The organism is Mucilaginibacter sp. P5_A6 (assembly GCF_056400585.1).
Genome location: NZ_JBFUKZ010000004.1, coordinates 235652 through 261500 on the forward strand (window position 1 = coordinate 235652; position 25849 = coordinate 261500).

At 41.3% G+C, this 25849-nt stretch carries 19 protein-coding genes; 3 read left to right on the forward strand and 16 right to left on the reverse strand.

The genetic code is table 11. From position 1 onward, the window contains the following. Positions 1 to 12 precede the first annotated feature (12 nt). Positions 13 to 951, forward strand: coding sequence for a PorP/SprF family type IX secretion system membrane protein (locus AC1DO4_RS06540; protein ID WP_477414035.1), 939 nt, complete (start codon positions 13 to 15; stop codon positions 949 to 951). A 107-nt stretch (positions 952 to 1058) separates the two neighbouring features. On the opposite strand, the gene AC1DO4_RS06545 is transcribed toward AC1DO4_RS06540, so the two are convergent. From AC1DO4_RS06545 to AC1DO4_RS06580, 8 genes are all read right to left on the reverse strand, one after another. Further along, positions 1059 to 2081, reverse strand: coding sequence for a LacI family DNA-binding transcriptional regulator (locus AC1DO4_RS06545; protein ID WP_477414037.1), 1023 nt, complete (start codon positions 2079 to 2081; stop codon positions 1059 to 1061). Between the two features lie 63 nt (positions 2082 to 2144). Next, positions 2145 to 3632, reverse strand: coding sequence for a glycosyl hydrolase family 28 protein (locus AC1DO4_RS06550; RefSeq protein WP_477414039.1), 1488 nt, complete (start codon positions 3630 to 3632; stop codon positions 2145 to 2147). Positions 3633 to 3884: 252 nt separating this feature from the next. Further along, on the reverse strand, positions 3885 to 4466 hold the full coding sequence (locus tag AC1DO4_RS06555) for an RNA polymerase sigma factor (protein WP_477414041.1): 582 nt from the start codon (positions 4464 to 4466) through the stop codon (positions 3885 to 3887). A gap of 234 nt (positions 4467 to 4700) precedes the next feature. Beyond that, positions 4701 to 8843, reverse strand: a complete 4143-nt coding sequence (locus tag AC1DO4_RS06560; protein ID WP_477414043.1) for a hybrid sensor histidine kinase/response regulator — start codon at positions 8841 to 8843, stop codon at positions 4701 to 4703. Between the two features lie 692 nt (positions 8844 to 9535). Next, positions 9536 to 11212: an RICIN domain-containing protein gene (locus tag AC1DO4_RS06565; RefSeq protein WP_477414046.1), complete on the reverse strand. Its 1677-nt coding sequence runs from the start codon at positions 11210 to 11212 to the stop codon at positions 9536 to 9538. A gap of 473 nt (positions 11213 to 11685) precedes the next feature. Continuing rightward, positions 11686 to 12309: a hypothetical protein gene (locus tag AC1DO4_RS06570; protein WP_477414048.1), complete on the reverse strand. Its 624-nt coding sequence runs from the start codon at positions 12307 to 12309 to the stop codon at positions 11686 to 11688. A gap of 130 nt (positions 12310 to 12439) precedes the next feature. Then, positions 12440 to 12727, reverse strand: coding sequence for a hypothetical protein (locus AC1DO4_RS06575; protein ID WP_477414050.1), 288 nt, complete (start codon positions 12725 to 12727; stop codon positions 12440 to 12442). A gap of 390 nt (positions 12728 to 13117) precedes the next feature. After that, positions 13118 to 13885, reverse strand: a complete 768-nt coding sequence (locus AC1DO4_RS06580) for a GH12 family glycosyl hydrolase domain-containing protein (protein ID WP_477414052.1) — start codon at positions 13883 to 13885, stop codon at positions 13118 to 13120. A 340-nt stretch (positions 13886 to 14225) separates the two neighbouring features. Here AC1DO4_RS06580 and AC1DO4_RS06585 point away from each other — a divergent pair, with 340 nt between their 5' ends. Beyond that, complete coding sequence (locus AC1DO4_RS06585) at positions 14226 to 14906, forward strand: GNAT family N-acetyltransferase (protein ID WP_477414054.1); 681 nt, start codon at positions 14226 to 14228, stop codon at positions 14904 to 14906. 142 nt (positions 14907 to 15048) lie between these two features. Here the strand turns inward: AC1DO4_RS06585 and AC1DO4_RS06590 are convergent, their stop codons facing one another. Together AC1DO4_RS06590 and AC1DO4_RS06595 are read right to left on the reverse strand one after the other, a co-directional pair. Further along, on the reverse strand, positions 15049 to 15957 hold the full coding sequence (locus tag AC1DO4_RS06590; RefSeq protein WP_477414056.1) for a metallophosphoesterase family protein: 909 nt from the start codon (positions 15955 to 15957) through the stop codon (positions 15049 to 15051). 17 nt (positions 15958 to 15974) lie between these two features. Next, the gene (locus AC1DO4_RS06595; protein ID WP_477403888.1) at positions 15975 to 16142 is read right to left on the reverse strand and encodes a hypothetical protein; all 168 of its coding nucleotides are present in this window, start codon (positions 16140 to 16142) and stop codon (positions 15975 to 15977) included. Positions 16143 to 16390: 248 nt separating this feature from the next. Between AC1DO4_RS06595 and AC1DO4_RS06600 the strand changes: the two genes are divergently transcribed. Continuing rightward, positions 16391 to 17200, forward strand: coding sequence for a lysophospholipid acyltransferase family protein (locus AC1DO4_RS06600; protein ID WP_477414058.1), 810 nt, complete (start codon positions 16391 to 16393; stop codon positions 17198 to 17200). A gap of 15 nt (positions 17201 to 17215) precedes the next feature. On the opposite strand, the gene AC1DO4_RS06605 is transcribed toward AC1DO4_RS06600, so the two are convergent. From AC1DO4_RS06605 to AC1DO4_RS06630, 6 genes are all read right to left on the reverse strand, one after another. Beyond that, a complete protein-coding gene (locus tag AC1DO4_RS06605) occupies positions 17216 to 18217 on the reverse strand; it encodes a ligand-gated ion channel (RefSeq protein WP_477414060.1) in 1002 nt (333 codons plus the stop codon). Positions 18218 to 18271: 54 nt separating this feature from the next. Further along, complete coding sequence (locus tag AC1DO4_RS06610) at positions 18272 to 19255, reverse strand: glycoside hydrolase family 43 protein (protein WP_477414062.1); 984 nt, start codon at positions 19253 to 19255, stop codon at positions 18272 to 18274. Positions 19256 to 19365: 110 nt separating this feature from the next. After that, positions 19366 to 20373 carry a family 43 glycosylhydrolase gene (locus AC1DO4_RS06615; protein ID WP_477414064.1) on the reverse strand — a complete coding sequence of 336 codons (1008 nt, stop codon included), beginning with the start codon at positions 20371 to 20373 and terminating at the stop codon, positions 19366 to 19368. Positions 20374 to 20452: 79 nt separating this feature from the next. Further along, on the reverse strand, positions 20453 to 22426 hold the full coding sequence (locus tag AC1DO4_RS06620) for an alpha-L-arabinofuranosidase C-terminal domain-containing protein (protein WP_477414066.1): 1974 nt from the start codon (positions 22424 to 22426) through the stop codon (positions 20453 to 20455). A gap of 191 nt (positions 22427 to 22617) precedes the next feature. Continuing rightward, positions 22618 to 24105 carry a family 43 glycosylhydrolase gene (locus AC1DO4_RS06625; protein ID WP_477414068.1) on the reverse strand — a complete coding sequence of 496 codons (1488 nt, stop codon included), beginning with the start codon at positions 24103 to 24105 and terminating at the stop codon, positions 22618 to 22620. Between the two features lie 169 nt (positions 24106 to 24274). Further along, positions 24275 to 25834, reverse strand: coding sequence for a RagB/SusD family nutrient uptake outer membrane protein (locus AC1DO4_RS06630; RefSeq protein ID WP_477414070.1), 1560 nt, complete (start codon positions 25832 to 25834; stop codon positions 24275 to 24277). Positions 25835 to 25849: the final 15 nt, after the last annotated feature.

The window sequence follows — 25849 nt, forward strand, 5'->3', positions numbered from 1 at the left end:
ATGACCCGGGATATGAATAAAATTTATAATAACAAGAAACCCCTGCTTGTTGCATTAAGCCTGTGCCTGTTACTTATAGTAACAGGCAACGGCGCTGTTGCGCAGCAGCAAGCCTTTAGTTATACCCAGTACATGGATAACTTAACACCGTTTAACCCGGCCTATTCCCTTTTGGATAAAGCAGGCTCAATTCATACCCTGGCGCGCAAACAATGGGTAGGGATAGACGGGGCGCCGGTAACCTACCTCATCAACGGGAACCTGCCCATCGAATCGATTGATGGTGCAGCAGGACTGATCGTATTTAATAACCAGTTGGCCATTGAACATCAAACCGAAGTAAATGCCTATTTTGCAAAAGGGGTACAGTTAAATTCAGAGAGCTATTTAGCCGTGTCGCTCAATGCGGGTGTACGGAGTTATGCAGCCAATTATTCTACATTGGATTCCAACGATCCAACCTTCAGGAATGATGTAAGGGGAACCAAACCCAATATTGGATTTGGCGTAATCTATTATACCGGCTGGTACTACCTGGGCATCTCGGCGCCCGAGCTTACCATAACCAGTTTGGGTACCGCATCTATTCAAAACAGTTCCAATTTCAGGAGCCATTATTACTTTTCGGGGGCATTGCTGACCAATATCAGCGAGGATATCAAATTTAAACCGGCAACATTGGTTGCCTATGCAAAAGGAGTACCGCTTGTTGCGGATATATCTGGTACAATGTATATAAAAGAGACCCTGGGGCTTGGTATCAACTACCGTACCGATAAAACGATGGCGGGGATTCTTACATTAAATATGAATGCTTTTCATATAGGTTACAGCTACCAGTTAGGGACCTCATCGGCCAACCTGGGGGGCTTTAACAATGCCACCCATGAGATATCTATCAGCTATCGGTTTGGGAATGGGAAACTTCTTAATAATATTAATTTACTATAGCCCTTTTTCCAGCATTATTAAAAAGCTGTTGCAAAAAGAAAAACAAGGTAGTGTTCATTTTAAAATCCGGGAATTAATTTCCCGGTTTTTTTGTAATAAACTGGCTATTATCTTGCTTGTGATGATGCCCGGATAATAAGTTCAGCATCCAGAATAACTGTTTCCGGGCTACTCTCATCATCGTTGGTGCGGGTAAGAATCGCGAGCATCAAAGCGACCAAATGGCTGGCGATTGCTGTAATTGGTTGGGATATGGCAGTAACAGGCGGCGAATGTAATTTAAACAGCCTGCTATCATCAAATACAATTACAGCCACATCTTGCGGAATTCGGAGGCCAAGATTCCTGATCGCTTCCAGTCCGTTTTCGGCGATATAGTTTGTTGAAAAGTAAAGCGCGTCGATAGCGTTGTTCTCTTTCAGGAAATTTTCAATTTCAACTATGCTTTGCTCCCTCTGGCTATGATACCTTATTTTTTTAATTATTGGCGATTGTTTTAAATCAGTTATTGCTTTTAGGTATCCATTTTGCCGTTCAATCATTTGAAATTGCTCGGATACCAATGTTATTAATGCAATATTTTGATAACCTTCCTGCACCAAATGCTTTACTCCCGAAAAGCTTGCAAAAAAATTGTTTACCAGAACAGTATCTGCATTAATATTCCCGAGCGGGCGATCGAATATAACGATAGGAAAACCTTCTTCCAATAATTCGCTGACAGCGGATTCAATACCCGGTGCCGGCGCGATAATAAAACCATCAACACCATGGTTTTTAAAAGCCAGTATTAAATCCTTAGCTTTCCTGGTGTCATTTTCTGTGCTTCCATAAATGATCTGATATCCTTTGTTGTATGCATGCTCCTCGGTTGCTCTTGCAATAGATGAAAAAAAGGGATCAGAAATATCCTCAATCATCATACCCAGAATTTTGGTTTTTCCCGCCCTGAATCCCTGGGCTATTTTATTTGGTATATAACCAACATTCTTTACATAATTCAGGACTTTATTTTCTAAATCAGGAGTAATCCCATATTCTTTCGCCTTCCCGTTCAGGATAAATGAAACCGTAGTTTTAGAAATGTTTAATTGGTTTGCGATATCCTTTATTCCTAACTTCTTTTTCATAAAAGCTCCCGGGCATATTTACACTTTGAAATGTTCAGGTTTATTTTAAGTAGCTGTGATTAATCATTCCGTTTTGATAAATCTTAAACCCTCAACATGCTCACCAACAAATATATCCGCCATATCTCCCGTTTTGTAAAACGACGGCTTATTAACCATATCATCCGAGATGATCTGATCTGCGATTTTCAGGTTCTCAAATGTTATATTCTTGATTCCCCGTTTCTCATCATAACCAGCAATAATTGACATGTTCGCGTTTTTACCTGCATAATGAATATTTTTAAAATAAACATTCTCTATACCATCACCGGGCGACGTATTATACTTATGATTAAACATTACCCTGATATTGATAAGCTGGCCCTTGCTTATGCTTTCAACTGCAATATTTTCAAATCGAATATCGCGCAGCAAATTGCTATCCCCGGCATTTAACGACATACATCCCTGGTAATCTATCTGGTTTTCATGCTGATTAAGTATGATTATATTTTTGAATTTTATGTTTTCGAGCGTATCTGGATTTTTACTGTCGCCATGGGTGCCTACCAGGATGGGATGGGCTACATCAGCCCACAAAATTGAATTACTTACGGTTAAGTTTTTTACATTACCATAATAATCCCAACGGTGCCCATATACGGCCACACAGTCGTCAGAATTTCGCATAAAAACATGATCAAGCAAAATATCTTTACTACAGAACACATCAATTCCATCTGCATTTCCCTCCGAACTGAAGGATTTAAGATCTTTTATGCTTACGTTCTCCGATTGACCAATAAGTACCGAATATTTATGAGGAATAACGATAATGCCGCTGATCTCGACGTTTTTTGAATATTGAACGAGAATGGCATCCTTTCTTGTTGTCACAGAATCAGTTGACTTGTTATTTTCGTGCCGGGCAAACTCTTGTCCAACATTTAATTGTGTTAAAATACCGCGACCAAAAATCTTTACATTTTCTGCGTGATCAACTATAAAGCTGCCGTGTACAATAGCTCCTCCGGATATATAAACTTTTTTATTTGAAGGCAGAAGCATCCTGCCGATTTCATGAATTCCGGGACCAAAATAAATAAGGTCCGCGTTTCCTGAAGTGGGTCGTTCGGTATCAATAGCATTCGCAAAGACCTGGAGGTTCTCAAGAATATTCCCGTTTATTTCAACAGAAACAAACTGTGAAGCATCCATAGAAAAGGTAATGGTATTTCCGTGTATTTGCGAAACAATCCCATAAGCCGCCGGGCGGATTTTAACACTTTTAACTTTGGCATTATTTACCGTTACCGAAACATTTACCTTAGCCGAACAATCAAAATAAGTATAGGAAGTATGCTTTACTGCCATCCTGTTATTAACCGAATGGGCAACGTTTGCATAATACACGTCCGGCCTTTGCCAGGCTGAGCCTGCCTCTTTTATCTTTACCTGGTAGGCTTTACTTATTATTGTACAATTAGGGGCTTTATAGTTAATTATTTCTGCAAAACTGCAAATTGTGGTTTGCAGAAAAATGCATACCGTAAATATTGATTTAAACATATATTATTTATAAACACTGAAATTTTAGAAAAGACAGCCTAATTGTATTTACATACTCATGTTATTAAGGATAAATTAGAAAAAAGCCCCGATAGCTTAAGCCTTATAACCAATTGATACCCGTATGTATGAAGAAGGCTTAATTACAGATGTTAATTATAGTTGTGAAGTAATAGTTTTAGCATATGTTAAATAAAATCATTGATGTGGATTGTAAATGCAATATTTATTTAAAATTGAGGTCTTAATTTTTTAAACGGCAACTCTGCAATCTGCCATGTATTTATCTTCGGACAGCTCTGTCCTCAACTGAAGTATCCCACGATGGACATGATTAACTACCGACTGGTATTTTATACCTGTAACCTCGGCTATCTGCTCATAGTTCCAGCCGTCAAAATATTTTAAAAATATCATTTCACGCTGCCGTTTTGGCAAGCCATTGAGTGCAATAGAGAGCTGCCGCTTCATTTGAAGGTTAATTTCCTTGTTAACCAGTATTTCTTCCTGGGAAAACACCATTTCAATCTCAAAGTCTTGTATAGTGTGAGTATACCGCACCTTATCACTTTTAATATAATTGATAGCAATGGAACGGGCGRCTTTAAAAAAGTACACCTTAACGTTACTAATCGGGCCAAGCTTTTCCTTTTTTTCCCATAATTTAATAAAAAGATCCTGGAGTAAATCGTAGCATACATCTTCATCCTTCAATATCTTAAGTAGATAATGAAACAGACCGGGAAATAATTCATTATGGATACATTTGAATGCCCCAACGTCCCCACTGCGGGAATCTTCCCACCAACTTGATAACTGACTGCTCTTATTCATAAACGGTTTTGGATTTTCTTAATGCTACATACTTTATACATACAAAACTCAATATGCCGTGCACATTGGCTGGTTTGAAGAACAAAGAAATAACAATGAATAATTGGTTTAACAAGAGCTAATATGGCGCGAATTGCACATAAATACGGGGTACAAACAAGCCATTTAAAGGGTACAATTCGACCAAAAAAGGCTCTCTAAACCGGTTTAGAGACAAAACCAATGGATTACCTGTTAAGTGCCGCTAACGTTGAAGCGTTTTTTAAATACCGGGCGCTTCTGACGAACAAAATCGGAAGGATTCACCCCGAAGAGTTTAAAAAACTGTGTACGAAAGTATTTAATATTGTTGAAGCCGGTTTCAAGCGCAACTTCATTTACATTCATATCTGATTGAATCAATAGTTCTGCCGCTTTACGCAATCTTATATACCTGATGAAGCTGTTGATTGAATGCCCCGACAGGAACTTTACTTTCCTGAAAAGGTTTGAGCGGCTCATCCCAATTTCATTTGCAAGTACATGTACATTAAAATGTTCATCTGTAAGATGCTTTTCAACCACCTCGATACATTTTTCCAGGAAGTGTTTATATTCTTCCGAAATGTTAATATTACTTTTTTTCAGTGTTACCGCATTATAAAAATAGCTTTGTAAATTGCGTCTCATCTGCAATAAATTGGCAACCCGCGCAACGAGAATTTCTTTTTCAAAAGGCTTGTTTATATAATCATCCGCCCCACTCTCCAATCCTTTAATTTTATTTTCTGCTGATGAGCTGGCAGTCAGCAAGATCATGGGGATATAGTTGAGCAAAGGATCTTGCTTGATTATAGCACACAATTCAATGCCGTTTAAGCCGGGCATCATTACGTCACAAATAATCAAATCAGGCAGCTTTTCCTTTGCAACAGCAATACCACTCAAACCATCTGCAGCTTCGCATATGAGATAACTTTTTTCGAGTATACTTTTAATGTACCGCCTCAGTTCGTGATCGTCATCAATAATTAATATTACCTTTTTATCTGTAATTATTCCCTGGCCCTTAAAATCAAGCTGATTTTCAACTATGTCAGCAACCGGCAAACTATCGGCCAGTTCAATTAAAAGTTCTGAAGACTGTGATCCCTTTGCTGCTATTTCCTTACCTGCAAAATGCGCTGTACCCTTTTTCAATTGAAGTAAAAAAACCGTTCCGGTTGATACTTCGCTTATATAAGAGAGCGAACCATGATGTTCGGCAGTAAATTGCCTGGCAAGATACAAACCGATACCAAAGCCAGCCTTTAACAATCCCGTGGTATCTTTTGACCGGTAAAATTTATCAAACAATCTTTCTTTAACATCCTCCGGGATTCCCTGTCCGGTATCAGCTACGCTGATATTTACAAATTCAGTATCCTCTTTGATACTAATGATCACTTTTCCGTTTTGAGGAGTATATTTTATTGCATTTGAAATTAAATTAAAAAGGATAATTTCAATCTTTTCCCTATCACCATAAATAACCAGGTCCTTAACATCGGCAATCAATTCATAATGCAGGTGCCCTGTTTTTGCCTGAGGAATAAAGCAGGACTTTACATCACGACAGACTTCAAAGATATTTATGGGTCCTATATTTAATTGAGAAATGCCATCGTCAGCTTTTCTGAATAAAAGCAATTGGTCAACCAGGCTTAACAACCTTCTTGCATTCCTGTAAATAATATTCAGGTCCTGGCGGTCATTCTCCAAACTCCGGTCTAAAAGATCCTTGATGGGATTAATTATTAAAGATAAGGGCGTGCGGAATTCATGAGACATTCCTGTGAAAAACTCCAGTCTCTTCTCGTGTAATTCTCTTTCCTTTTCCTGCAGGGTCTTTTGGTTTTCGGCATTAGCTACCGCCAGCTTAATTTCATATTTCAAACGGGTTTCTCTAAACTTATAATCCAGGTACCAGTAAATAAAAGATATGACCAAAAGCACATACACAAGATAAGCCCACCAGGTGCGATACCACGGAGGCAGGACTATTACCTTTAAATAAGCTTGTTTTGATAACCACTGCCCTTCAGAATTGGTGGCATTAATTTTAAATGTATATTTTCCGGGGCTTAACCTGGTGTAAACTGCGGTTCTGTTGTGCCCGGAGTAATTCCATCCCCTGTCCCAGCCTTCCATTGTATACCGGTAGCTAATTCTTTCCTGGGCAGTGAAATTGATAGCTGCAAAATCAAAAGAAAGAGACGCTTCATCATAAGGCACCGTAAGCGAGGTAATAAGCTTCTTACTATCAGATTTTAGCCCGAAAAGATAATCACTTGAAGGGTGATTATTTATTTTTATCCCGGTGATAACCAGGTTGGAATTATCTTTTATCGGGACAATTTGCTCCGGACGGAACAGGCTTAAACCGTTAATGCCGCCAAAGGCAAGTTCTCCGGTCGACAGGTGTAAGGAGGCATTATAGTTGAATTCCCTATTCAGAAGGCCATCACTCTCAAAATAATTAGTAAATATCCGTTTTTGCGGATCGAACCTGGAAATACCATTGTAAGTACTCATCCACAAGTGCCCAAAACTATCTTCTTCGATAGCCAAAATGGTGTTATTGCTTAATCCATCATCAGTAGTGTACTTACGGACAATACGATGTTTATTCCTGTCAAAAAGCATCAAACCGGCCTCTGTTCCCAACCACATATTACCCCATTTGTCTTCGTGTATTGATCGGACAGATTTGCCAACCGGAAAAAACTTATGCTTTTTATTTATCCTGTCAATTTCATAAATACCATCAAATGATCCTCCCCACAATTTCCCGTAATGGTCTTCGGTAATCGCTATAATATTAATTAGTTTAGAATCAAATACACTGAATCGGTCATGTTGTCTGTCGTAGCGGTAAAACCCATCCTGCAATGCACTTGCCCAAAGATTATGTGCGCGATCTTCCTTCAACATCCAAAAAATTGAAGTGACCGGATTTCCCGCTTCATTAACTCCTTTATAAACTTTGAATTCTTTAGATTGAGGCAAATATTGATTTATCCCGTTACTGTAGGTGGCAATCCATATTTTGCCGTACGAATCCTGCTGGATGCCTGTAATAAAATTGGAATTTATCTGGCGGGAATCCCCCGAAGAATGGCTGTAGTTTTCAAAAGTATTTTTCTGTCTGTCCCAAATGCTCAGACCGCCGCCATCGGTGCCAATCCAGATTTTTTTGTCTGAAGTCTCAAAAATAGATTTGACAAAATTATTAATCAGGCTATTCGCATTTATCGGGTTATGAGCAATATTAAGAAACCTGGATTTGTAATCATCTATTATATTTACCCCTCCCCGCAGTGTGCCAATCCACTTTCTATTTTGCTTATCAACGTAAATGGCATATACAGCGTTGCTGGATAGGGAAAACTGGTTCAGGTTGCTGTTCAGATAATTAAACTTCCCGGTATTTATATTCAGAATGTTGATACCTCCGCCATCTGTACCAATCCACAGCGAACTATCCCGCATTGGTTGAATACTTGTTATCCTGTTTGAACTAAGCTTCTCCGGCCCCTCGCTCAGATCGAGGTTATAATAACCCAGTTTTATATCGTAGCGATGTAATCCGGAGCTTGTTCCAATCCAAAGCTGACCTTTGTCTGCCTGCATACAGGAAGCCGCTGTAATTGATTTATTGATGACCTCAACCTGTTTTTTTTTGTTGTTGTACAAGCACAATCCGTGGTCTTTAACCATTAAATAAACATGTTGCAAGCCATCGGTACACAGGCTCGTAACGTTGTAATTCACGATAATTTTATGGTCATCAATAAGGGGGACACCGTAGCCGGTTTCCTGATGTTTTCGATCGAAGACTATCAGTCCGTTGTCCTGTGAAGCCACATACACAAATCCTGTGGCATCAGTTTTAATATCCTTTATGTATGTGCTGAGTTTTTTTGGCTGCTTACTACCAGGAAAAAAGGCATAAACCGGGGTAAATTTTTCAGACACCCGGTTAAAAAAATTTATACCCTGCCTGGTTCCTACCCATAAATCATGCCTGGTATCTTGCGTAATACAGTTAATCCAATTATTTATGATGGATTTTGAGTTATTTGGATTATTGCGGAAGATCTTGAAATTATAGCCATCATAACGGTTTAAACCATCATATGTCCCAAACCATACAAATCCCTGGTCGTCCTGGTAAATGCAGCGGACTTCATTATTTGATAAGCCATTATTGATTGATAAATGATCTATTGCAGGATAAACGATAGCAAAAGATAATAATGGCTGAAGTATCAGAACAACTACCAGATATACAATGCTGATATAGTTGGCTGACTTCGCAACTTTAGGATATAAGCAATTGTTAACCTCGGGATTCACTTTTACTTCTCTTATTAAACTGGTATCACTATCTGGGCCGGATTTAATTGTTATAAATCTAACAAGAAGCCTATTGGTTAGGATTCATCTGTACCCCGGGACTTGCTGATCTTAGTATATATAGAGTTCCAGTTAGAAGCGATCAATTTCGGGGGAATTTTAAGTTTCCTTATCCGAAAGGGAGGCACGGGCTCTATTTCATCTTTCTTTTTAATCATTTGTACAAATAAAAGATTTTCCATTCATTTTCTCAAATTATCCGGAAGCTTATATAATTGGCTGTCCTTCAAGGCAAACTAAGTCGGGTGCGTCTCTTAATTATTTTCTTTCAAAAGCTTTATATATTAAAGTTTTTTTCGGCGAAACATTAGTGTTAAATATCACAACGCAATATAAAAAAGGCTCCCTGAAGAGCCTTCTAACCAATTATTAATCAATAGTAACCCAACCGGTATATCAAGATAATATATAGACAATTGCGATTGCTTTATATACTCACCATTTTCATTTTATTACGATAAATTATTTGACTTGCGTAATTTAAACAATTGGGAATAAACGCAAAAAGACCTGAGTTTATTTCCCGATACGCCCGATGATGGCCTGGTTTAAACAGGCAATGGCACGAACGTATAGTCCATGCCATTTTTTGTTTATAAATATAAGCTTTCCGTTTTTTAGCTACATGTTTATCAAGGTGCAATGGTCCATAACTGATTGTTGCTGGTTCCGCTTGCCCAGAATTGCATGATGGATCCATCCACGGTACCTCCTCCGGTATCCAGGCATTTGCCATTAGTGCGGTTTACAATTTTATAGTAGGATCCTACCGGTATTATTGTCCATTGTTGATTGGTGCTTCCGCCGCTTGCCCACTCGGCAACTGTAGAACCGTCGGCTGTGTGGTCATAGCTATCCAGGCACTTGCCACCTGTTACACAAGCTAATTTGTAATAACCGCCGCTATATGTTATTACCCATTTCTGGTTATTACTACCGCTTGAGGCCCATTGCCCCACATTTGCTCCGTTGGTATTTACGCCTAAATTATCCAGGTATTTTCCGCTTGCGCGATTGACTAACCTGTAGGTGCCATTGGCTATAGGCTGCGTTCCTACAGAATGTGTTAAAGTTCCAAATCCTAACTGGTCATACCCTCCGCTATTGGGCCCATAATCGCCGCCGCCGCCTTCGGGCCTTACATTAGCAGCATACTGCCCGCTAAAGGTTGTTCCGGTAATGCCATGTGATATCTGGTAATTGTAGATCAACTCCCAGCTTGGGCGGATATCTCCCCTACCGCCGGCTGCAATAACCGTTTGTGTTTGCCATGTGCAATTTTGCCCATTAGCCCAGTTATAAGTGGTGAAAGGCACCTCGTTTCCAAGATTATAACTGGCAGTATATTCGCAAACTGCCAATGCTTTGTTATTTTCATAAGCAAATAAATCCTGATTTTGGTTATAAGCCATTTGGCAGAAAGCCCCCAGCAGAGAAATATCCAAACATTGGTGCCCCTGATCACGACCAGCTTCCTGCCCTTGCCCTAACTGACCTGAATTGTATAAAAAAGGCACAGCATGATCAATTGAACCATTTCCGGCGCCGGTTTTGAAATAGGTTATTGCTTCGTCAAATTTGTTAGTGTCATCACATAATATGCCAATTGAAAGAATTGACGCCATACTGCACAAATCCCAGTTTGCCCAGTAATTTGTTATGCAGGCGCCATTATGATTCACCAAAAAATCATGGTTCATTGGATAAAATACGTTAAGCATCATATTTTTAAAGCGTGTAAAGTCTGCTGCTGCCCAGCCGCTGTAGTCACGCATGATCTCGGCTGCATTGGCAAACTCGTAACCATATATACCGGCAGCAAGCCATCTGTCTGCAGACCCCTGGATCGATACCAGGGTAGATGACCACGCGTTCATAATGGCCACAGCCTTATTTCCACAGGCTACATCGCCATTAATTTTCCAACGTAAAGCATTTTGATAAGCGGCAGCAATATCATTATACAGTTTTGAATAGTTTTCCGGCGAACCAGAACCCCTGTAAACGGTATCCACAGGCCCTTTCATGGCATAAGTTGATAGCGAGTGTGAGTTGGCTGTAAGTTTGTTCCAGCCAGATAGCCAGGGATCTGTCCCTGCGTTAACCATGGTCTGCATCCTGATCAGATCTGCCTGGGTATGCAGCATTCCGGGATGAATAAATGTAGTGGTTGCGTTTACGGCAAGTTTAGAAACAGATGTTTGCTTATTGCTATCCGCGTTTGCCGCCACCGGCAAAGATGACTTCTTACAGCCTACAGTAAACATCAGAAATAAACAGCTAAGAAAAATCAGGCTTTTTGACTTCATTTTTTTTAAATTTTGGTTAAGTTATAATTTGGTTAATTAATTGCAAATGAAAAACTACCAAAAACGCAAAACCGAACCCAAATACTTAGCGTGGAGTTAATTAATAATAAAATATCTTGCAACCAAGATAAGAGAACTGGCTTCTGTATTGACTAATAGGTAATAATTGTGAGTCAAACATATACCAATTAATAAATAATAATGAGGGGCTAATTGACCATTTATGAGGCACTAATAGGCCATGAGGAGTAATAATATTAAATTTCAGCAAAAGATATCACAATTTATAACAGCAAGTTAAATCACCCGGCATTTACGCCCGTAAGAAATTGATCCTAAGGCATGTCGCAATAAATTAAGGACTTTAAATTTTTATCTTCCCGTTGTGTATACTTAAAGACAGCCACAAACAAGCAGACTTTTGCAGGTGTGTCTTATTCCTACATCACCCAAAAAAACGATCTGGATTCAAATTACCGGGAGGGAGTTGTTTTACCCTTACCGGGCTTCCAGATCTTGAAGTTTAACACAAATTTATTTTTTTGGATTAGTGAACGCCATTCGACAAATAAAATAGAGCACAGTAAAAGCAACCCCAATATTAAACTTGCAATTGATTTCCAGGAAAATCCTTCCTTGATTATGCTTTCCGCATTTTCTGAAACATATTTTCCCATATGCACAGTAATGGCATCGCTTGTAAATTTCCCTACAAAAAAAGTGGGGATTACATACCTTGCGCTTATTTTTGCCATACCACTGGCCAGGAATAAAGGTGTAGTAGGAAGAGGTAATAAGGTGTAAGCAAGTATGACTACCTGGCTTTTCCATCCTTTTTCTTTCAGTTTTTCGCCAAGGAACTGAACATCTTCATTCTTCGATTTCTTAAAAATTCTTCCGGCCAGCATAGGGATATATAACGTAAGTATATACCTTCCGATAATAGACCCCAAAACTCCAATTGTAATAACCCACCAAACATTTAAGCCATATACAACCTGTAAAAAAATCATAATGGTAAAAGCAGGTAGAAATGGGAAAGGAACAACATCAAACAAAAAAGCCCCCGTAAAAACCAGTAGGTATTGCCACCACATATTTATATATCTTTATTATCAAATCTATAGTTTTAATCTTAGATACAAAGATTGCCACAGAGGTTATTACCTATCTTACCGGATAATTAAATATAATTTAGCGAACGGAGTTGAGTATAAAACATCCTGATTAATTTACAGCTTCAGGATCAGCAAAAATAAAATCGGTAACCAATAAGCCTTTCGATCCGTTTGTAGTTTCGATGGTATAGATGTATTTATAGGTTTTGGATAACTGATCAAATCCCTCGTCAATCACTTTTATATTCAGATCAGCTAAAGAAAAATCCTCACTGTTTTGGATACATAAAAATCGTTCATCCTGTATTGGTAAAAAATCGTCAGTATATCCCTGGTCGTGCAGATCAATAACCCTGCTTGTTAAAGCATTGCTTAATCTTTTTTTATTGTTTTTCATGGTAATTTTCAATTTAACAGCTTACAAACATACCTCCCTACTTATTTGCTACTCAACATCTTAGCAAATTTCAATCCAAAAACATGTAAATTCAATTACATTGGGAGTGTTTATTTTTTTTTCTTAAACCTGTTCCAAAACTTCATAAAATCCAGGTCAACTCCGCTCTGCAAATAGCACCCTGTGTTTGGATTTTAATACAACAATAAGTCAAATTGGCAGGGTTTAACTTTTAAGTACTGCCGCTATTTTTAAAGCACGGTAAATAAATGGAATTATGATACAGTAAAACATACAACGCCAAATAATCATACCCGTTACCAGGTATAATTATTTGGCGGTTTTAAATAACATAGCATAAAGCACCTGAAGTGTTTATGCTTATAGCTATTAGTTATAGCTAACAGAATAACTGTTGGTAGTAAAATTCAATCCGGAGCCATTAGTGCCGTATGATGAGGTGATCTCAAAACCAAATTGCACATTTCCAACGGTGACATTGCCAAACCAACCCTGGTTTTTTATCCAGTTTTGGATGGCCTTAATATCAACCGTAGTTGAATTTGTTTTGGTGGTTCTTAAAAAAGAATAAACGTTATTGCTGCCATTGTTACCTCTGAATATATTCCAGGTTTGGCCTCCAACACTTAAATTGGTATATACAGGTATTGGATTACCCGCGGCATTCCAATTATATGAAATAGGTTTAACATTTCCGCTGCCATCGGTATTGCCGGTGTAATTCATCCATAACATGGTTTCATTAGCGTTGGTGCTGTCCCAAATATCGTATGTTGATTCCCATGCACCACCGGATGGCGTAGTTGCGTTGAAACTACTGGTACAACTGTTAAGGCTGCTGAGTAGCACACCCACGTACCTGGTAGAGTTTGGATAGGACTTGATACCACCGGTATTGGGATGGTTGGCCCATATGCCCCAGTTACTGTAAGAGTTGGCCCAAATGTTTTGTGCTCCCGCACCACTGCCCCAAATATTGTTGTATACGGTATAACCACCGTTTTGCCATGAAGCGTACTGGGCAGATGACGACCAGTTGGCTTCAACCCGTGCATTTGTTGACGCAGGCGCATCGTTATTTTTTTTACATGCACTAAATAATACTGTAATTAACAGTACACAAGATAATTTTTTCATAAATGATTTTTAGGTAATAAAATTGGTTGTTTGATAACCAAATATAATTGCAAAAAAACAGAGGGGTTTATACTAATATCTCAAATATTTACACCAGCATCTCACTTATTATAACAATATCTCAATTACCGAAATTATTATTTCATCTATGCAATTATACTTTAATGCCCCACCGAAATTTGCGTATCTTCTTAAAATACAGGGATTACTTAAAACCTGCCTGTTTCATGTAAACACTCCAAATTTCCGGGATCGATAAAAACTAAAGAGGTTTATTTTAATACCATTTGGTATTTTTCATAATTTTAGCCAAACAAAATTTGAATATATCAACACTTACATGCAACACCCACTTGATAACCCGGCCTGGAATGCTTTAACATCTGGTAATAAAAATCTTTCGGCAGGTGTTCAGCAGGTTAAATATTTTATAAAAGATGTTTCCCCTTTTGCAGGCATGGCAGAAAACACGCCAGGGAACTTCGATACCCTTTATAATCTCCTGCCGCCTCAAACAACGGTGGCTGTTTTTAATCCGGACGAGGTGGAGATCCCTAAACAATGGAAAATTATTCAGCAAATGAGGGCTTTGCAAATGGTATACAATAACCCGGCACCACAGGAAGTAGCCGGCGCGGAACTCATACCTTTACGAGATGAACATATACCCGCCATGCTGGCGCTTACCAAGCTAACCAACCCCGGTCCGTTTTTTAGCCGTACTATAGATTTTGGGAATTATTACGGCATTTTTAATGACCGTCAATTGGTAGCCATGGTCGGACGTCGTTTACAGCCTTTGCCCTACATGGAGGTTAGCGCAGTTTGTAACCACCCCGATCACCTGGGCAAAGGCTACGCCAGCCAGTTAATACGACACCAGCTGCGGTTAATTAAAGCTGACAGTGGTATTCCATTCCTTCATGTGCTTTACAATAATGCAAATGCTATTAAGCTTTATGAAAAGCTGGGTTTTGTAACACGGATGGAAATGAGCATTTGCGCGATACAGAAGGTTTAATTATTGGGCATACCAGGGCAGGGACGGGCTTTACTAAGAATGAGGTCGTGAGTCTGCGTTAGTAAAAACAGGTACACATTCAAATCTATTTTAATTTATAACATCCGGAATACATTAACCTCCGTGGCATATCTGTTTCCTTCTACCCCAGGTAATTCACATATTGCTCCTCAAACGTTCCATCACTGTAAAGATCAATAAGCCCATAGCCTGGCGCGGTTTCGCGGAGATTACCTTCCCACCATGCACCGCTTACGGCCCCGTTGCAGATGTAGCTAACATTATTGTAAACCACCTTATCCCTTAGGTGGATGTGGCCGCTCAAACATAATTTAACATTGGGATGCTGGTAAAACAAGCGGATAATTTTTGCTGTATCGGTATGCATATCGCCGCCCAGTATTTCCCATTTGTTGATAATATCATCCTGTACCATCAGTGTAGCACTCAGGATAGGAATATGCGACATCACCAGTACCGGCATTGCAGGGTCGGTGGTTTTCAATTCATTCTCCAGCCAGGCAAACTGCTCATCGCCCAGTTTACCAATATACCAGGTTCCGTCAATATCAAGATGTACACTGTCAAGCAAAATAAATTTCCAGCCGCCTTTGGTAAAACTGTTGTAGGGCTTTGAAAGTTTTAGCTGGTCCATGGAGTATTGTTTGCCGTAAATAGCCTGGCTTTTATTGTTCTCGTTCCACCATATATCGTGGTTGCCAAGACAATAATGTACGGGAATGCCGCTTTCGCCTTTCATCACGCTGTTCATCAGCTGCCATTGATCGTTAATGGTGCCGAGGTTTTCCTTGTTCATATCAAAAACAATATCCCCGCCATTCAGGATCAGGTCTGGTTTGGGGCTTTGCTGCTGCAAATGGTGCAGGCATTTAACAAATTTGGCGGGAGCATCAAACTTGTTTTTAAGATGTACATCGGTCAAATGCGCTATCCGGAGCACATTTTTTTTAGGATCGATGATGTTACCAAAACCCAGGGTTGGCGCCAGTAACAGGCCGCCAATATTTTTTAATGCTGATCTTCTTTGCATATGAAATGTAAAACTAATTAGATACGAGGTTTTTTATGCTCCCCTTTTTCCGGCTTCATTTCTGATTTATTACTATCTTTTTCATATTCCTTTTCATCCTTTTGATTCCTGCGGATGAGCCATATCACCAATGCAGCCAGTACAAGCGTTATGGCTATTACTAAGGGATAATTTATCGCTTCCATAGTTGGTTTGATTAAAACAGATGTAGGGAAAGGGCTCGAACCTTTCATATGCTGCCGGCCAGCGCCCTACGCAATGATCTCAATGACCGGCGCAAAGTTAAATGCACTTTTTGGTATTAATAACCCAGGTGGATAATTTAACAAAATGGTAATATGCCGAATTGAATGGCAGTGAAAAATCAGCATCGTACTACAAAGCATAACAACAACAGGACTATTCCTTTACACCATAACCTTATTTTTGCCAAATGGCAATAATCAGCAAAAATGATGTTATAAAAGCAACGGGAACTAAAAGGCTTCCCGGTTTAGCTACGCTTTTAATGAAGCTGATGAAAATTGATGCATTTAATAGTATGATGCAGCAGGCCGGCATTTTAAAAGGTGTTGATTTTACCCGTTTCGTGCTTAATTTTTTGGGTATAACTATCCAGGTTGATGAAGAGGATCTGGCCAGGATTCCGGCTTCGGGCGCTTTTATTGCGGTAGCTAATCATCCTTATGGCGCTGTTGAATCGCTGGCCTTGCTCAATTTACTGGTTGCATCCAGGACCGATACTTTATTTATGGGTAACTTTCTGCTAAAGCGGGTACCAAACCTGGCTGATTATATCATTGCTGTTAACCCTTTTGAAACTGTTAAAGATAACTCCAGCATCAGCGGACTAAAAAACACCTTATCCAAACTTCGCAGTGGCACCCCTGTTGCTATTTTCCCCGCCGGGGAGGTTTCTGCTTTTGATTTTAAAACCAGGCAGGTTACCGACAGGCAATGGCACCCCGTTGTAGGAAAACTTATTGCAAAAGCCGGAGTACCTGTGCTACCCATTTATTTTCACGGCGATAACGGGATAGGCTTTAGTTTGCTGCGCTATATACACCCGGCCCTGCAAACGGCCATGCTGCCAGCCGAACTTTTTAACAAAAAAGGGATGGTATTACGTGTGCGCATTGGCAAACCTATATCACCCTGCAATTTTCAAACACAGCAAAAAACCGATGAGCTGCTGCCTATACTGCGCGCAAAAACATATGAACTAAAAGAAGTTGCTGCCTGATATTTAAGAAACTGGTTATTGCCCGTTCGCTTTATAAATAAACCAGGCATTCAATACCAGGTAAACTACCAGCAAAACCTGGCCGCAAATAAAGTCGAACTTTTTGGCCTTAGCTATTTTTTCTTGTTTTACCAGCCTGAGGGAATATGCAGTGCAGATAATTGTGGTAAGGATAAAAAACAAAGTAATTCCGTGCAGGGTATCCACCAGGGTGAACGTGGTAGACTCCGGCAGCGCCGAATCAATGATATACTTATTACCAATAACCGCAAACAATGCGCCTACGCTTAATCCAAACCGCGAATCAATACTATCCGTATGGATATAAAAACACATGTAAGCAATCAGGAAAGCCACGTACATACCCAGGAACATTTTCCAGAACAGCCCCATGGCGTCCCTGTCAATTTGAAGCCTTACCTTAAAATTGCTGTATTCGGTGTGCGGTTTTTTCAGGCTTTCATCGCCAAAACTTGTTTCATAGGCTTTAATCCCGGTGGTGATACTTAGGCTATCTATGCGCCACCCCCTTAGTGTGAAACGGGGATCAAAATGTTTGCCCAATGTATCGGCAGCAAAAACAAGCGACTGGGAATCAAACTGCGAATTCTCGATGGAAAACCTCAGCTTCTGCCTGTCGAAGGGAAAGTTGTCAATCGCCCAGGAGTCTTTCATCACGCATTGCAGTTTCATTAACATATAAACCTTGCTGCCGCTTGAATCAATGGTTGAAAACGATTTGGTAACTGTTTTTGCCTGGGGCACTTCCAGGTTTTGCAAAAAGTCAAATTTCCTGTTTTCGTATTTCAGCCAGAGCCAAAGGTCGATGGTATATTCTTTATCCTTAAAATTTATATCATGAATGCTGGTAATATAAACCCCGGTTTTTACAGTATCAGGATTTACAGGCCTCGCCATGGCGGCTGCCGATGCGAAGAATATGAACAGGATGAATAGCAGGGAGTATTTCAAAAGATTATCTGTTGTATAAATTAAAGCTAATATAGTTTTAATCATATAATATAACAGATAATCTTTTAATTGAACAAAGGTAGTTTCCCTCACAGGTAACTATTTTACCTTCTTCACCCCCTCGCTTGTCATTACCACCCGTTTAATAGTACCTTCCTTATTATAGTACAGGTAATCAATACATACCGAGCGGTGGAAACTGCCTGCATCTGCTGCTAAGGCCCCATTATGATAAATAAAATAGGTTTTACCCTTAAAATCTATAATAGCCTGGTGGTTGGTGTTGGAGTTACCTGCAAGCTCATTAATTATTCCCTTGTAAGCCCAGGGACCATTTATGTTCCTGCTCATGGCGTAGGCTATCTTCTCGGGGAATTCATATGCATATGACAGGTAATACCAGCCATTGCGCTCATGAATCCACGGCGCCTCGGTATAATGTGGCAGGGTGATGGTTTTTATCGGGCCATCAAGCTCGGTCATGTTGGATTTTAATTTGGCGTAGTAGCAAATGCCGTTGCCCCAAAACAGGTAAGCCTGCCCATCCTTATCAATAATAACCGATGGGTCGATATCATCCCAGGAGTGTTTAACGGCCTTGGTCATATCGTTGGTAACTAAAGCTGTTCCGCGGGCATCTTTAAACGGCCCGGTAGGGCTATCACTTACTGCGACTCCTATCGCCTTGCCGGGGATTGTGCCATGTTCGAGCGCTACGTACCAGTAAAACTTACCATTGCGCTCAATTACCTGCGATGCCCATGCATCGGCTTTAGCCCATGCAAAATCTTTTACATTTAGGGGGGATGGATGTTCTGTCCAGGTTACCATATCCGATGATGTGAAGCAGGTCCAGTTGTGCATTACGTAGCCATTGTGACCGGCGGCTGCCTCATCGTGCCCTGTGTATAAATACACCTGCCCTTTATAAACCATAGCAGCCGGATCGGCAGTAAACTTATGGCGAATGATGGGGTTGCCCATGGAGTGAATGATGGTATCTGGTTTAATAACCGTGGCCTGGGCTGAGGTTAAGCAACCAAGGGCTATAGTTAATGTGAGGAGGTATTTTGATATCTTCATTGTTTTCTTATCCGTTTTTAAATTGTGATCCCGAAGAACAAAGGATGTGCTTCTTCTCTATCCATGTTGGCGAATAAATACTTCACTCGTTCAGCAAAACAAAATCATTTTTATAACTCTTGTATCACCGGCCACCCGTCTACCCATTTCAATTTCTTTAGCTGCAATTTTGAGATTCCCCTATCCGCGGCATCATATCCGTGGTAAACAATATAATCATCGCCATCAAACCGGGCAACGCCGTTATGGCCTACGCCGTACCAATCCTTATCGCCTTGCAAAAAAACAGTACCGCCCCCTTTGTTCATAGCTGTGCCGGTTTTATCCAGGTATGGGCCCTTTAAGGCTTTTGATCTGCCGATGATCATTTTATAGGTGCTTTTTGGGCCTTTACAACAATAATCTATCGAGGCAAACAGGTAAAAATATTTGCCGTGTTTGTAAATAAATGGTGCCTCAATAGCATTACCCCCGGCATCAATTGGGTTGCCATCAACTGCGGGCAGGTTTTCAACGGCGTCTTTTTTGCGGGTGGCAATAGTTGGCAGGTTGTCAATATTTTCGGCAACGCTAAGCCTATCATTACTAAGTTTAGCCAGTTTAAGGCCATCCCAAAAGGAACCAAATACCAGGTAGGGCAGTCCATCCTTATCCGTAATTAAATTAGGGTCGATGGCATTCCAGTTGGTTTTGCCGGGGATAGACTGGATAACCTTACCATGATCTATCCATTTATAAGCCGCATCGTTAGTGTGTAAGGTAGTATTGGTAGCTACCCCTATTGCCGAGGTGTTTTTACCAAAGGCAGAAACCGAATAATACAGGTAATACAAACCATCATGATATGAAATATCCGGCGCCCATATATGTCCCTTAAAACCAGGAATAGCATCAACTGCCCACTGCGGGGCGGCGGCAAAAACCGGCTGTTCATGTTTCCAATGCACCTTATCTGCCGACGACCACATGGCTATGCCCATACCCGTGCAAAAAATATAATAAATACTCTCCTGCTTAATAATCACCGGATCATGTACCGAAATATCGGTTTTTAAATCCTGTGCATTGGCAGTAATGCTGGTGATGAGCAGGAAGATAGCTATGGTTAGTTTTTTCAAAGTATATGTATTTAAAAACCCCGTCATTGCGGCGAGATACGAAGCAATGACGGGGTTGGGTGGGGGCGTATTTTTACCCCTACTTGTTCTTCAGCCTGATCACTTTCAATGCATAAGGCTCAACGTTCACGTTTACAGATTTACCGCTAACCGCAATAGTACTTTGCACCGGGCTTACCGCTGTAGGGTTTTCCAACGAGTTTGCAGCACTGCCTTTTTCGCTGCTTAACGTTGTAACATTAGCCTGTTTCTGGTAGCTGCCGCCATTTAGCTTAAAGCTTGCGCTTTGGGCATTGGCACCGGTATTTACAAACTTGATGACCAGTTCATTGGTATTTTTGTCCAAACTGGCAGTGGCGTAGCAACCATCCTGGCCGGCAACAACATCGTTGTTGAGGGTTAGCGGCACTACATCAGTTCCTTTGTTTAGTGAAAATAGTTGCTGCACGTAATAATTTGGTGTGGCGTAGCTGTTCAGGTTATCAAACCAGATGAGGTTTGGCGTCCATTGCCAGCCTTCAACGTGGGCAAACAGCGGGGCGTATGAGGCCATGTTCACCACATCGGCATTACGCTCCAGGCCGGTCATAAAGGCGGCTTCGGCCAGGGCGCATTCCCAGTTGTTTTTATTTTCGGGACTAACCGTAGATACGCTCTGCGCTGCATATTCCCCGGCGAAGATCTTCGGACCTTTACGGTCATAATTATCATAACGCCTGGCATTATCGCGGAACCATTTTGGGGCGGCGTAGTAATGCTCATCCAAAATATCGGCACCTAAACTGCGGAAGGTAGTGTTCAGCAGGTCAAACTCCTTACCATCGGGTGATGGGCCTAAGGCTGATACTATTTTCACGTTAGGATATTTTGTTTTAATGGCTTTGGTGAACACTTTCCAACGCTCTACATATTGCGGGCCCCATTGCTCGTTACCTACGCCTAACATTTTTAAATTAAACGGCGCCGGGTGACCAAGATCGGTACGCATTTTGCCCCATTTGGTGCTTGCATCGCCATTGGCAAACTCAATAAGGTCTAAAGCATCCTGTATATACGGATCAAGCTGATCCATTGGTACCAGTTCGGCGGTGTTAAACTCGCAGGCCATACCACAATTAAGAATAGGCAATGGTGAGGCGCCAATATCTTCGGCGGTCATAAAATATTCCATAAAGCCCAGGCCAAAAGTCTGGTAATAATCGGGCGTAGGGCGATGCTTAAACTCCATGTTCCAGCGGTTAATGATATTGGTACGCTTATCAATATCGCCAATACTCTTTTTCCATTGGTAACGGTTGCCCAGCTCGCGGCCTTCAACAATACAACCACCGGGGAAACGCAGGAAGCCTGGTTTTATGTCGGCCAGTTTTTGTACCAGGTCGGCACGTAAACCACCGGGACGATTTTTCCAGGTATGCTCAGGAAACAGCGAGATCATATCCATATCGATAATGCCTTTGCCGCTCAGCCAAACATACAGGCTTCCTTTTTTTACCGTAGCCGACGATTTAAATTTCACGCTATAGCGGTTCCATTCTTTATCAGTCGGGGTAAGATCAGCGGTACCTATGATAGCATCGTTATCACCATGCAGCTCGATGTGCAGCTTTACATTGGCATCGCCTTCCTGTTTGGCCATTAACGAAAAGCTGTATTCCTCGCCTTCCCTAATACCCATCCCACGGAAACCTTCGTTTGCCAGGCCATAAGAACCGGCATCTGATGCTATATAGGTTTTTATAAAATGCGCGTTCTCCGGCCTTTCTGCCGATCTGTTTATCACCTCTGTACGACCATCGCCGCCATCTTTTTTATGTGTTGTCCACGCCATCAACGGCATATTAAACTCAAACGACCGGTTTTTAACCAGTTCGGCGTATACACCGCCATCGGCGGCCAGGTTAATATCTTCAAAGAAGATACCATACATGGTTTTCTGTATAGGCGTTTTTATTTTATCGGCCTGAATGGTGTAAACCTTAGGCGTTTGCGCCTGGGCCGACAAGAGCAAGCCGGCGCTGCAAAAAGTAAAAAAAGCTTTCCTGATCATCATTGGTTTTATTGGTACGCTAAAACTACAAAAAATTATTATTAAGTGTGTTTTTCACAATAATTATTTTTATAGTTTAAATTGTCATTTCATCTTAACGCTCTGTATTCAACAATGTCGTTCGAAGCATGATTCCGAACGTTTCTCCTCGTCCCTCGTCAAAATGACAACATCTTTATAATTCATCTCTGCATTTACTTCTTCTTCCCCCAAATAGCTGTCCCGGCATTATCCAGCCCGGTGAATACTAAGGTTGATGTTATTTTATTTTCCCAGTCGCGCTCGCGCTCAACTTTCAGTTTATAGGTGGCTCCAATACTGTATTTAAGGGTGATGTATGGCGATGCATAGGTCCAGGTATCAGTTGCGCTGCCGTCTATTGTACCTGCAGCATCCAGTTTAAATTGGGTTGAAACCTGGAAATCCGGATTTGTTTGTTCGGTACCGTAACCTACTACTACGTGATAACCAAGTGTTACTTTTTCATAAGTACCGGCAATATCCGTATTGGCTATGGCGGTTTGGGCAACATTGGCATAACGTTCTGGTGATACTACAGGCCAGCCATCCGGCGTCCAGGAGATTTTGCGCACATGCAGGTCCATAAAGTAGGAGTTGATGCCCGGCCTGCCCTGGTGGCCCATAAAATACTGGCCGCTGCCATCGTCAAACACAGCGCAATGGCCCGTGCCCTGCCAGCCGCTTTGGTTGCTGAACTGGTACGGCGCCAAAATCATCGGCCCATGATCTTCATCCGTATTAATATCGTGCCCGTTGTAATCATAAAAAGGCCCCGTGGGGCTATCACCACGGCCAACCCTTACGTTGTATTTGGTTTGCAGCCAGTCGTAAGAAATGAACAGGAAATACTTTTTCAGATCGGCATTGTAGATCACTTCTGCGCCTTCAATATTGCCATTGTATTTGCCGCCTGTAAAACCACGGTTGGCAATGCGTTTACCCTTATCACCAGCCGAGGCCGCCAAACCGGTTGAGGCGTTAAGCTTTAAAATATAAATACCGTCCCATGCCGATCCATAGTACATGTATTGCTCGCCGCTGGTGGTAGTAATTACAGTTGGATCGATGGCATTGGTTTGTATGGCGGCATCGTTTGCTGATGTTACCACCAGGCCTTTTTCGGTCCAGGGGCCGTCAGGCGATGTAGCTGTCGCCATACCGATAACGCTTAAGCGCGCTACCGCGGATGAGAGTGAATAATAAAGCCGGTACTCCGAACCTACCTTCATTACATAAGGCGCCCATAATGCATTAAATGGTGTGCCGCCCTTTGAGGTAATGTATTGCGAACCTAAAGCCGGTAATGACGAAAATACCCAGCCCACATATTCCCATTTCACGAGGTCTTTCGACCGGCGGATCTGCAGGCCCGACCGTACATCTATCCCAAAACCCACATCGGTACTGTAGCAATAATAATAATCGCCAAATTTTTTAATGGATGGATCGTGCACATTGTATACCGTCCATTTGGGGTAATAGATAAATGCCGAGATATCGGCATAGGTATCTGTTATGGAATTAATATCAAAAGCGGTTGTAACCGGGGGAGTAGTTGTGGTAGTATCCGTTTTTGCAGGCGTTGGCGTTTCCTTTTTTGAGCAGGAAAACATTGTAGTTGCCAGCGCGGTGGCTATGTATAAAACCTTTGCTTTCTTCATCTCGCTTTCTTAATCTTTTGTTTTAATTCCCTCCCAACGGGAGGGGTGAGTGGGGTTGTGTGCGATGGCAGGGAGGGGTTTATACGAGCGATTGACCCGCCTGATTAAACCCCTACCTCCTCCTTCCCCAAGGAAGGAATCGCACTATCCCGGTTCTTTTCCCTATTACCTAATATCCCGCATTTTGCACCAAACCTGTGTTGGTTTGTACCTCGGTAAGTGGTATTGGCAGATACTCTTTGCCTGTTGTATAAGTATTAAATTCGGGGTCTCTTGATTTTAGCCAGGCCAGTTTGGTTGGATCCTGCAACCAGCCCCAGCGACGGATATCATCAAAACGGTGTCCCTCCAAAGAAAACTCAAGGAAACGCTCATGACCAATCTGATCGCGCATTTGTGCCTGGGTCAGGTTTGGTTTCACAATTGCCAGGCTGGGCAAGCCAACACGGTTGCGCACCTGTTGAATGTACGGGTATGCATCTGAGGTTTGGCCCAATTCATTTAAACACTCAGCATACATCAGCAACACATCGGCATAACGCATCAATCTTTCATTGATGCCCGATCTCCAATCGTATTCGTTTACCTGGCCGGAATCACCATTTTCATACTTATGGCAAAACAAAGCGTTTAATGATGAACTGCCATTATACGCGGTGGCAAATGAAACACCATATAATTTTTCGCCGGGTTTATTGTAATACATGGTTACATCCAAACGAGGGTCATTACCACCGGTGGTTGTTTTTTCTTCCAGGTATTCATTGTACAAAGCAGGTGTTGGCTGCACATCGGTAAAGCCAAAGCTTGCCGCACCAAAAGTGATAGCCCTGGCAGATGTACGCCCCCATCCGGATGAGGGGTCGCCTCCCCAGCCCAGGTCTGTGCCCCCGGCATTTCTTGAAAACTGCACCTCGAAAATGGATTCGGCATTATTTTCATTGTTGGCAAAAAAGTTATCGTAATAATTAGGCACTAAACTGTAAATACCCATATCTATCACAGATTTAAACTCGGCAGCAGCCTCGGTATATTTTTTGGTGAACAGATAAGTTTTGCCAAGGTAAGCGGCAGCTGCACCTTTTGTAGCGCGGCCAATCTGGTTATCAGAACTGGTTAAGCCAGTGTAGCTTGTTGGCAGCATATCTTTAGCAGCTTTAAAATCACTGATAACCTGTGCCCAAACTACGTCCTGCGGTTGCTGTTTTTGAAAATAATCTGTACTTGTTTCCGCCGGAACTAAAGGCATCGGCACATTTTTATAAAAATCGGCCAAATGGAAATAATACAAGCCACGCAGGAAATAAGCCTGGCCCAATACCCTTTTTTTCTGGTCGGCATCCATGGTGATGGATGGTACATATTTCAATACTTCATTTGCTCTTAAAATACCCTGGTAATATGCTGTCCATGAAAACAGTACGCCGTCGCCGGTACTTTGCATATTAAATTTACCCATGTTATATATCTGGTCCCATGGGCTGTAGCTTGTAGCATCGTCGCCCCTTGTGTTTTCAACTATCGGCGAAAAACGCATGTATGAACCATCAATTATCAGACTTCCGTACACAGCATTAATCCCTTTTACAGCATCATCGGCATTTTTCCAAAATGTTTGTGTGGTTTGTGCATTTGGGTTAACCGTATCTAAATCTCCTTTTTTACAACTCATTATAAAAGCCGACAGTACTAAGCCAGTAACTACGGTTTTTTTGAATATATTTTTCATTATACTAATGTTTAA

Excerpts from the sequence above, each read along its gene's own strand:
- AC1DO4_RS06540 (WP_477414035.1), top strand. The coding sequence starts at position 13 with ATGAATAAAATTTATAATAACAAGAAACCCCTGCTTGTTGCATTAAGC.
- AC1DO4_RS06545 (WP_477414037.1), bottom strand. The coding sequence starts at position 2,081 with ATGAAAAAGAAGTTAGGAATAAAGGATATCGCAAACCAATTAAACATT.
- AC1DO4_RS06550 (WP_477414039.1), bottom strand. The coding sequence starts at position 3,632 with ATGTTTAAATCAATATTTACGGTATGCATTTTTCTGCAAACCACAATT.
- AC1DO4_RS06565 (WP_477414046.1), bottom strand. The coding sequence starts at position 11,212 with ATGAAGTCAAAAAGCCTGATTTTTCTTAGCTGTTTATTTCTGATGTTT.
- AC1DO4_RS06570 (WP_477414048.1), bottom strand. The coding sequence starts at position 12,309 with ATGTGGTGGCAATACCTACTGGTTTTTACGGGGGCTTTTTTGTTTGAT.
- AC1DO4_RS06575 (WP_477414050.1), bottom strand. The coding sequence starts at position 12,727 with ATGAAAAACAATAAAAAAAGATTAAGCAATGCTTTAACAAGCAGGGTT.
- AC1DO4_RS06580 (WP_477414052.1), bottom strand. The coding sequence starts at position 13,885 with ATGAAAAAATTATCTTGTGTACTGTTAATTACAGTATTATTTAGTGCA.
- AC1DO4_RS06585 (WP_477414054.1), top strand. The coding sequence starts at position 14,226 with ATGCAACACCCACTTGATAACCCGGCCTGGAATGCTTTAACATCTGGT.
- AC1DO4_RS06590 (WP_477414056.1), bottom strand. The coding sequence starts at position 15,957 with ATGCAAAGAAGATCAGCATTAAAAAATATTGGCGGCCTGTTACTGGCG.
- AC1DO4_RS06595 (WP_477403888.1), bottom strand. The coding sequence starts at position 16,142 with ATGGAAGCGATAAATTATCCCTTAGTAATAGCCATAACGCTTGTACTG.
- AC1DO4_RS06600 (WP_477414058.1), top strand. The coding sequence starts at position 16,391 with ATGGCAATAATCAGCAAAAATGATGTTATAAAAGCAACGGGAACTAAA.
- AC1DO4_RS06605 (WP_477414060.1), bottom strand. The coding sequence starts at position 18,217 with ATGATTAAAACTATATTAGCTTTAATTTATACAACAGATAATCTTTTG.
- AC1DO4_RS06610 (WP_477414062.1), bottom strand. The coding sequence starts at position 19,255 with ATGAAGATATCAAAATACCTCCTCACATTAACTATAGCCCTTGGTTGC.
- AC1DO4_RS06620 (WP_477414066.1), bottom strand. The coding sequence starts at position 22,426 with ATGATGATCAGGAAAGCTTTTTTTACTTTTTGCAGCGCCGGCTTGCTC.
- AC1DO4_RS06625 (WP_477414068.1), bottom strand. The coding sequence starts at position 24,105 with ATGAAGAAAGCAAAGGTTTTATACATAGCCACCGCGCTGGCAACTACA.
- AC1DO4_RS06630 (WP_477414070.1), bottom strand. The coding sequence starts at position 25,834 with ATGAAAAATATATTCAAAAAAACCGTAGTTACTGGCTTAGTACTGTCG.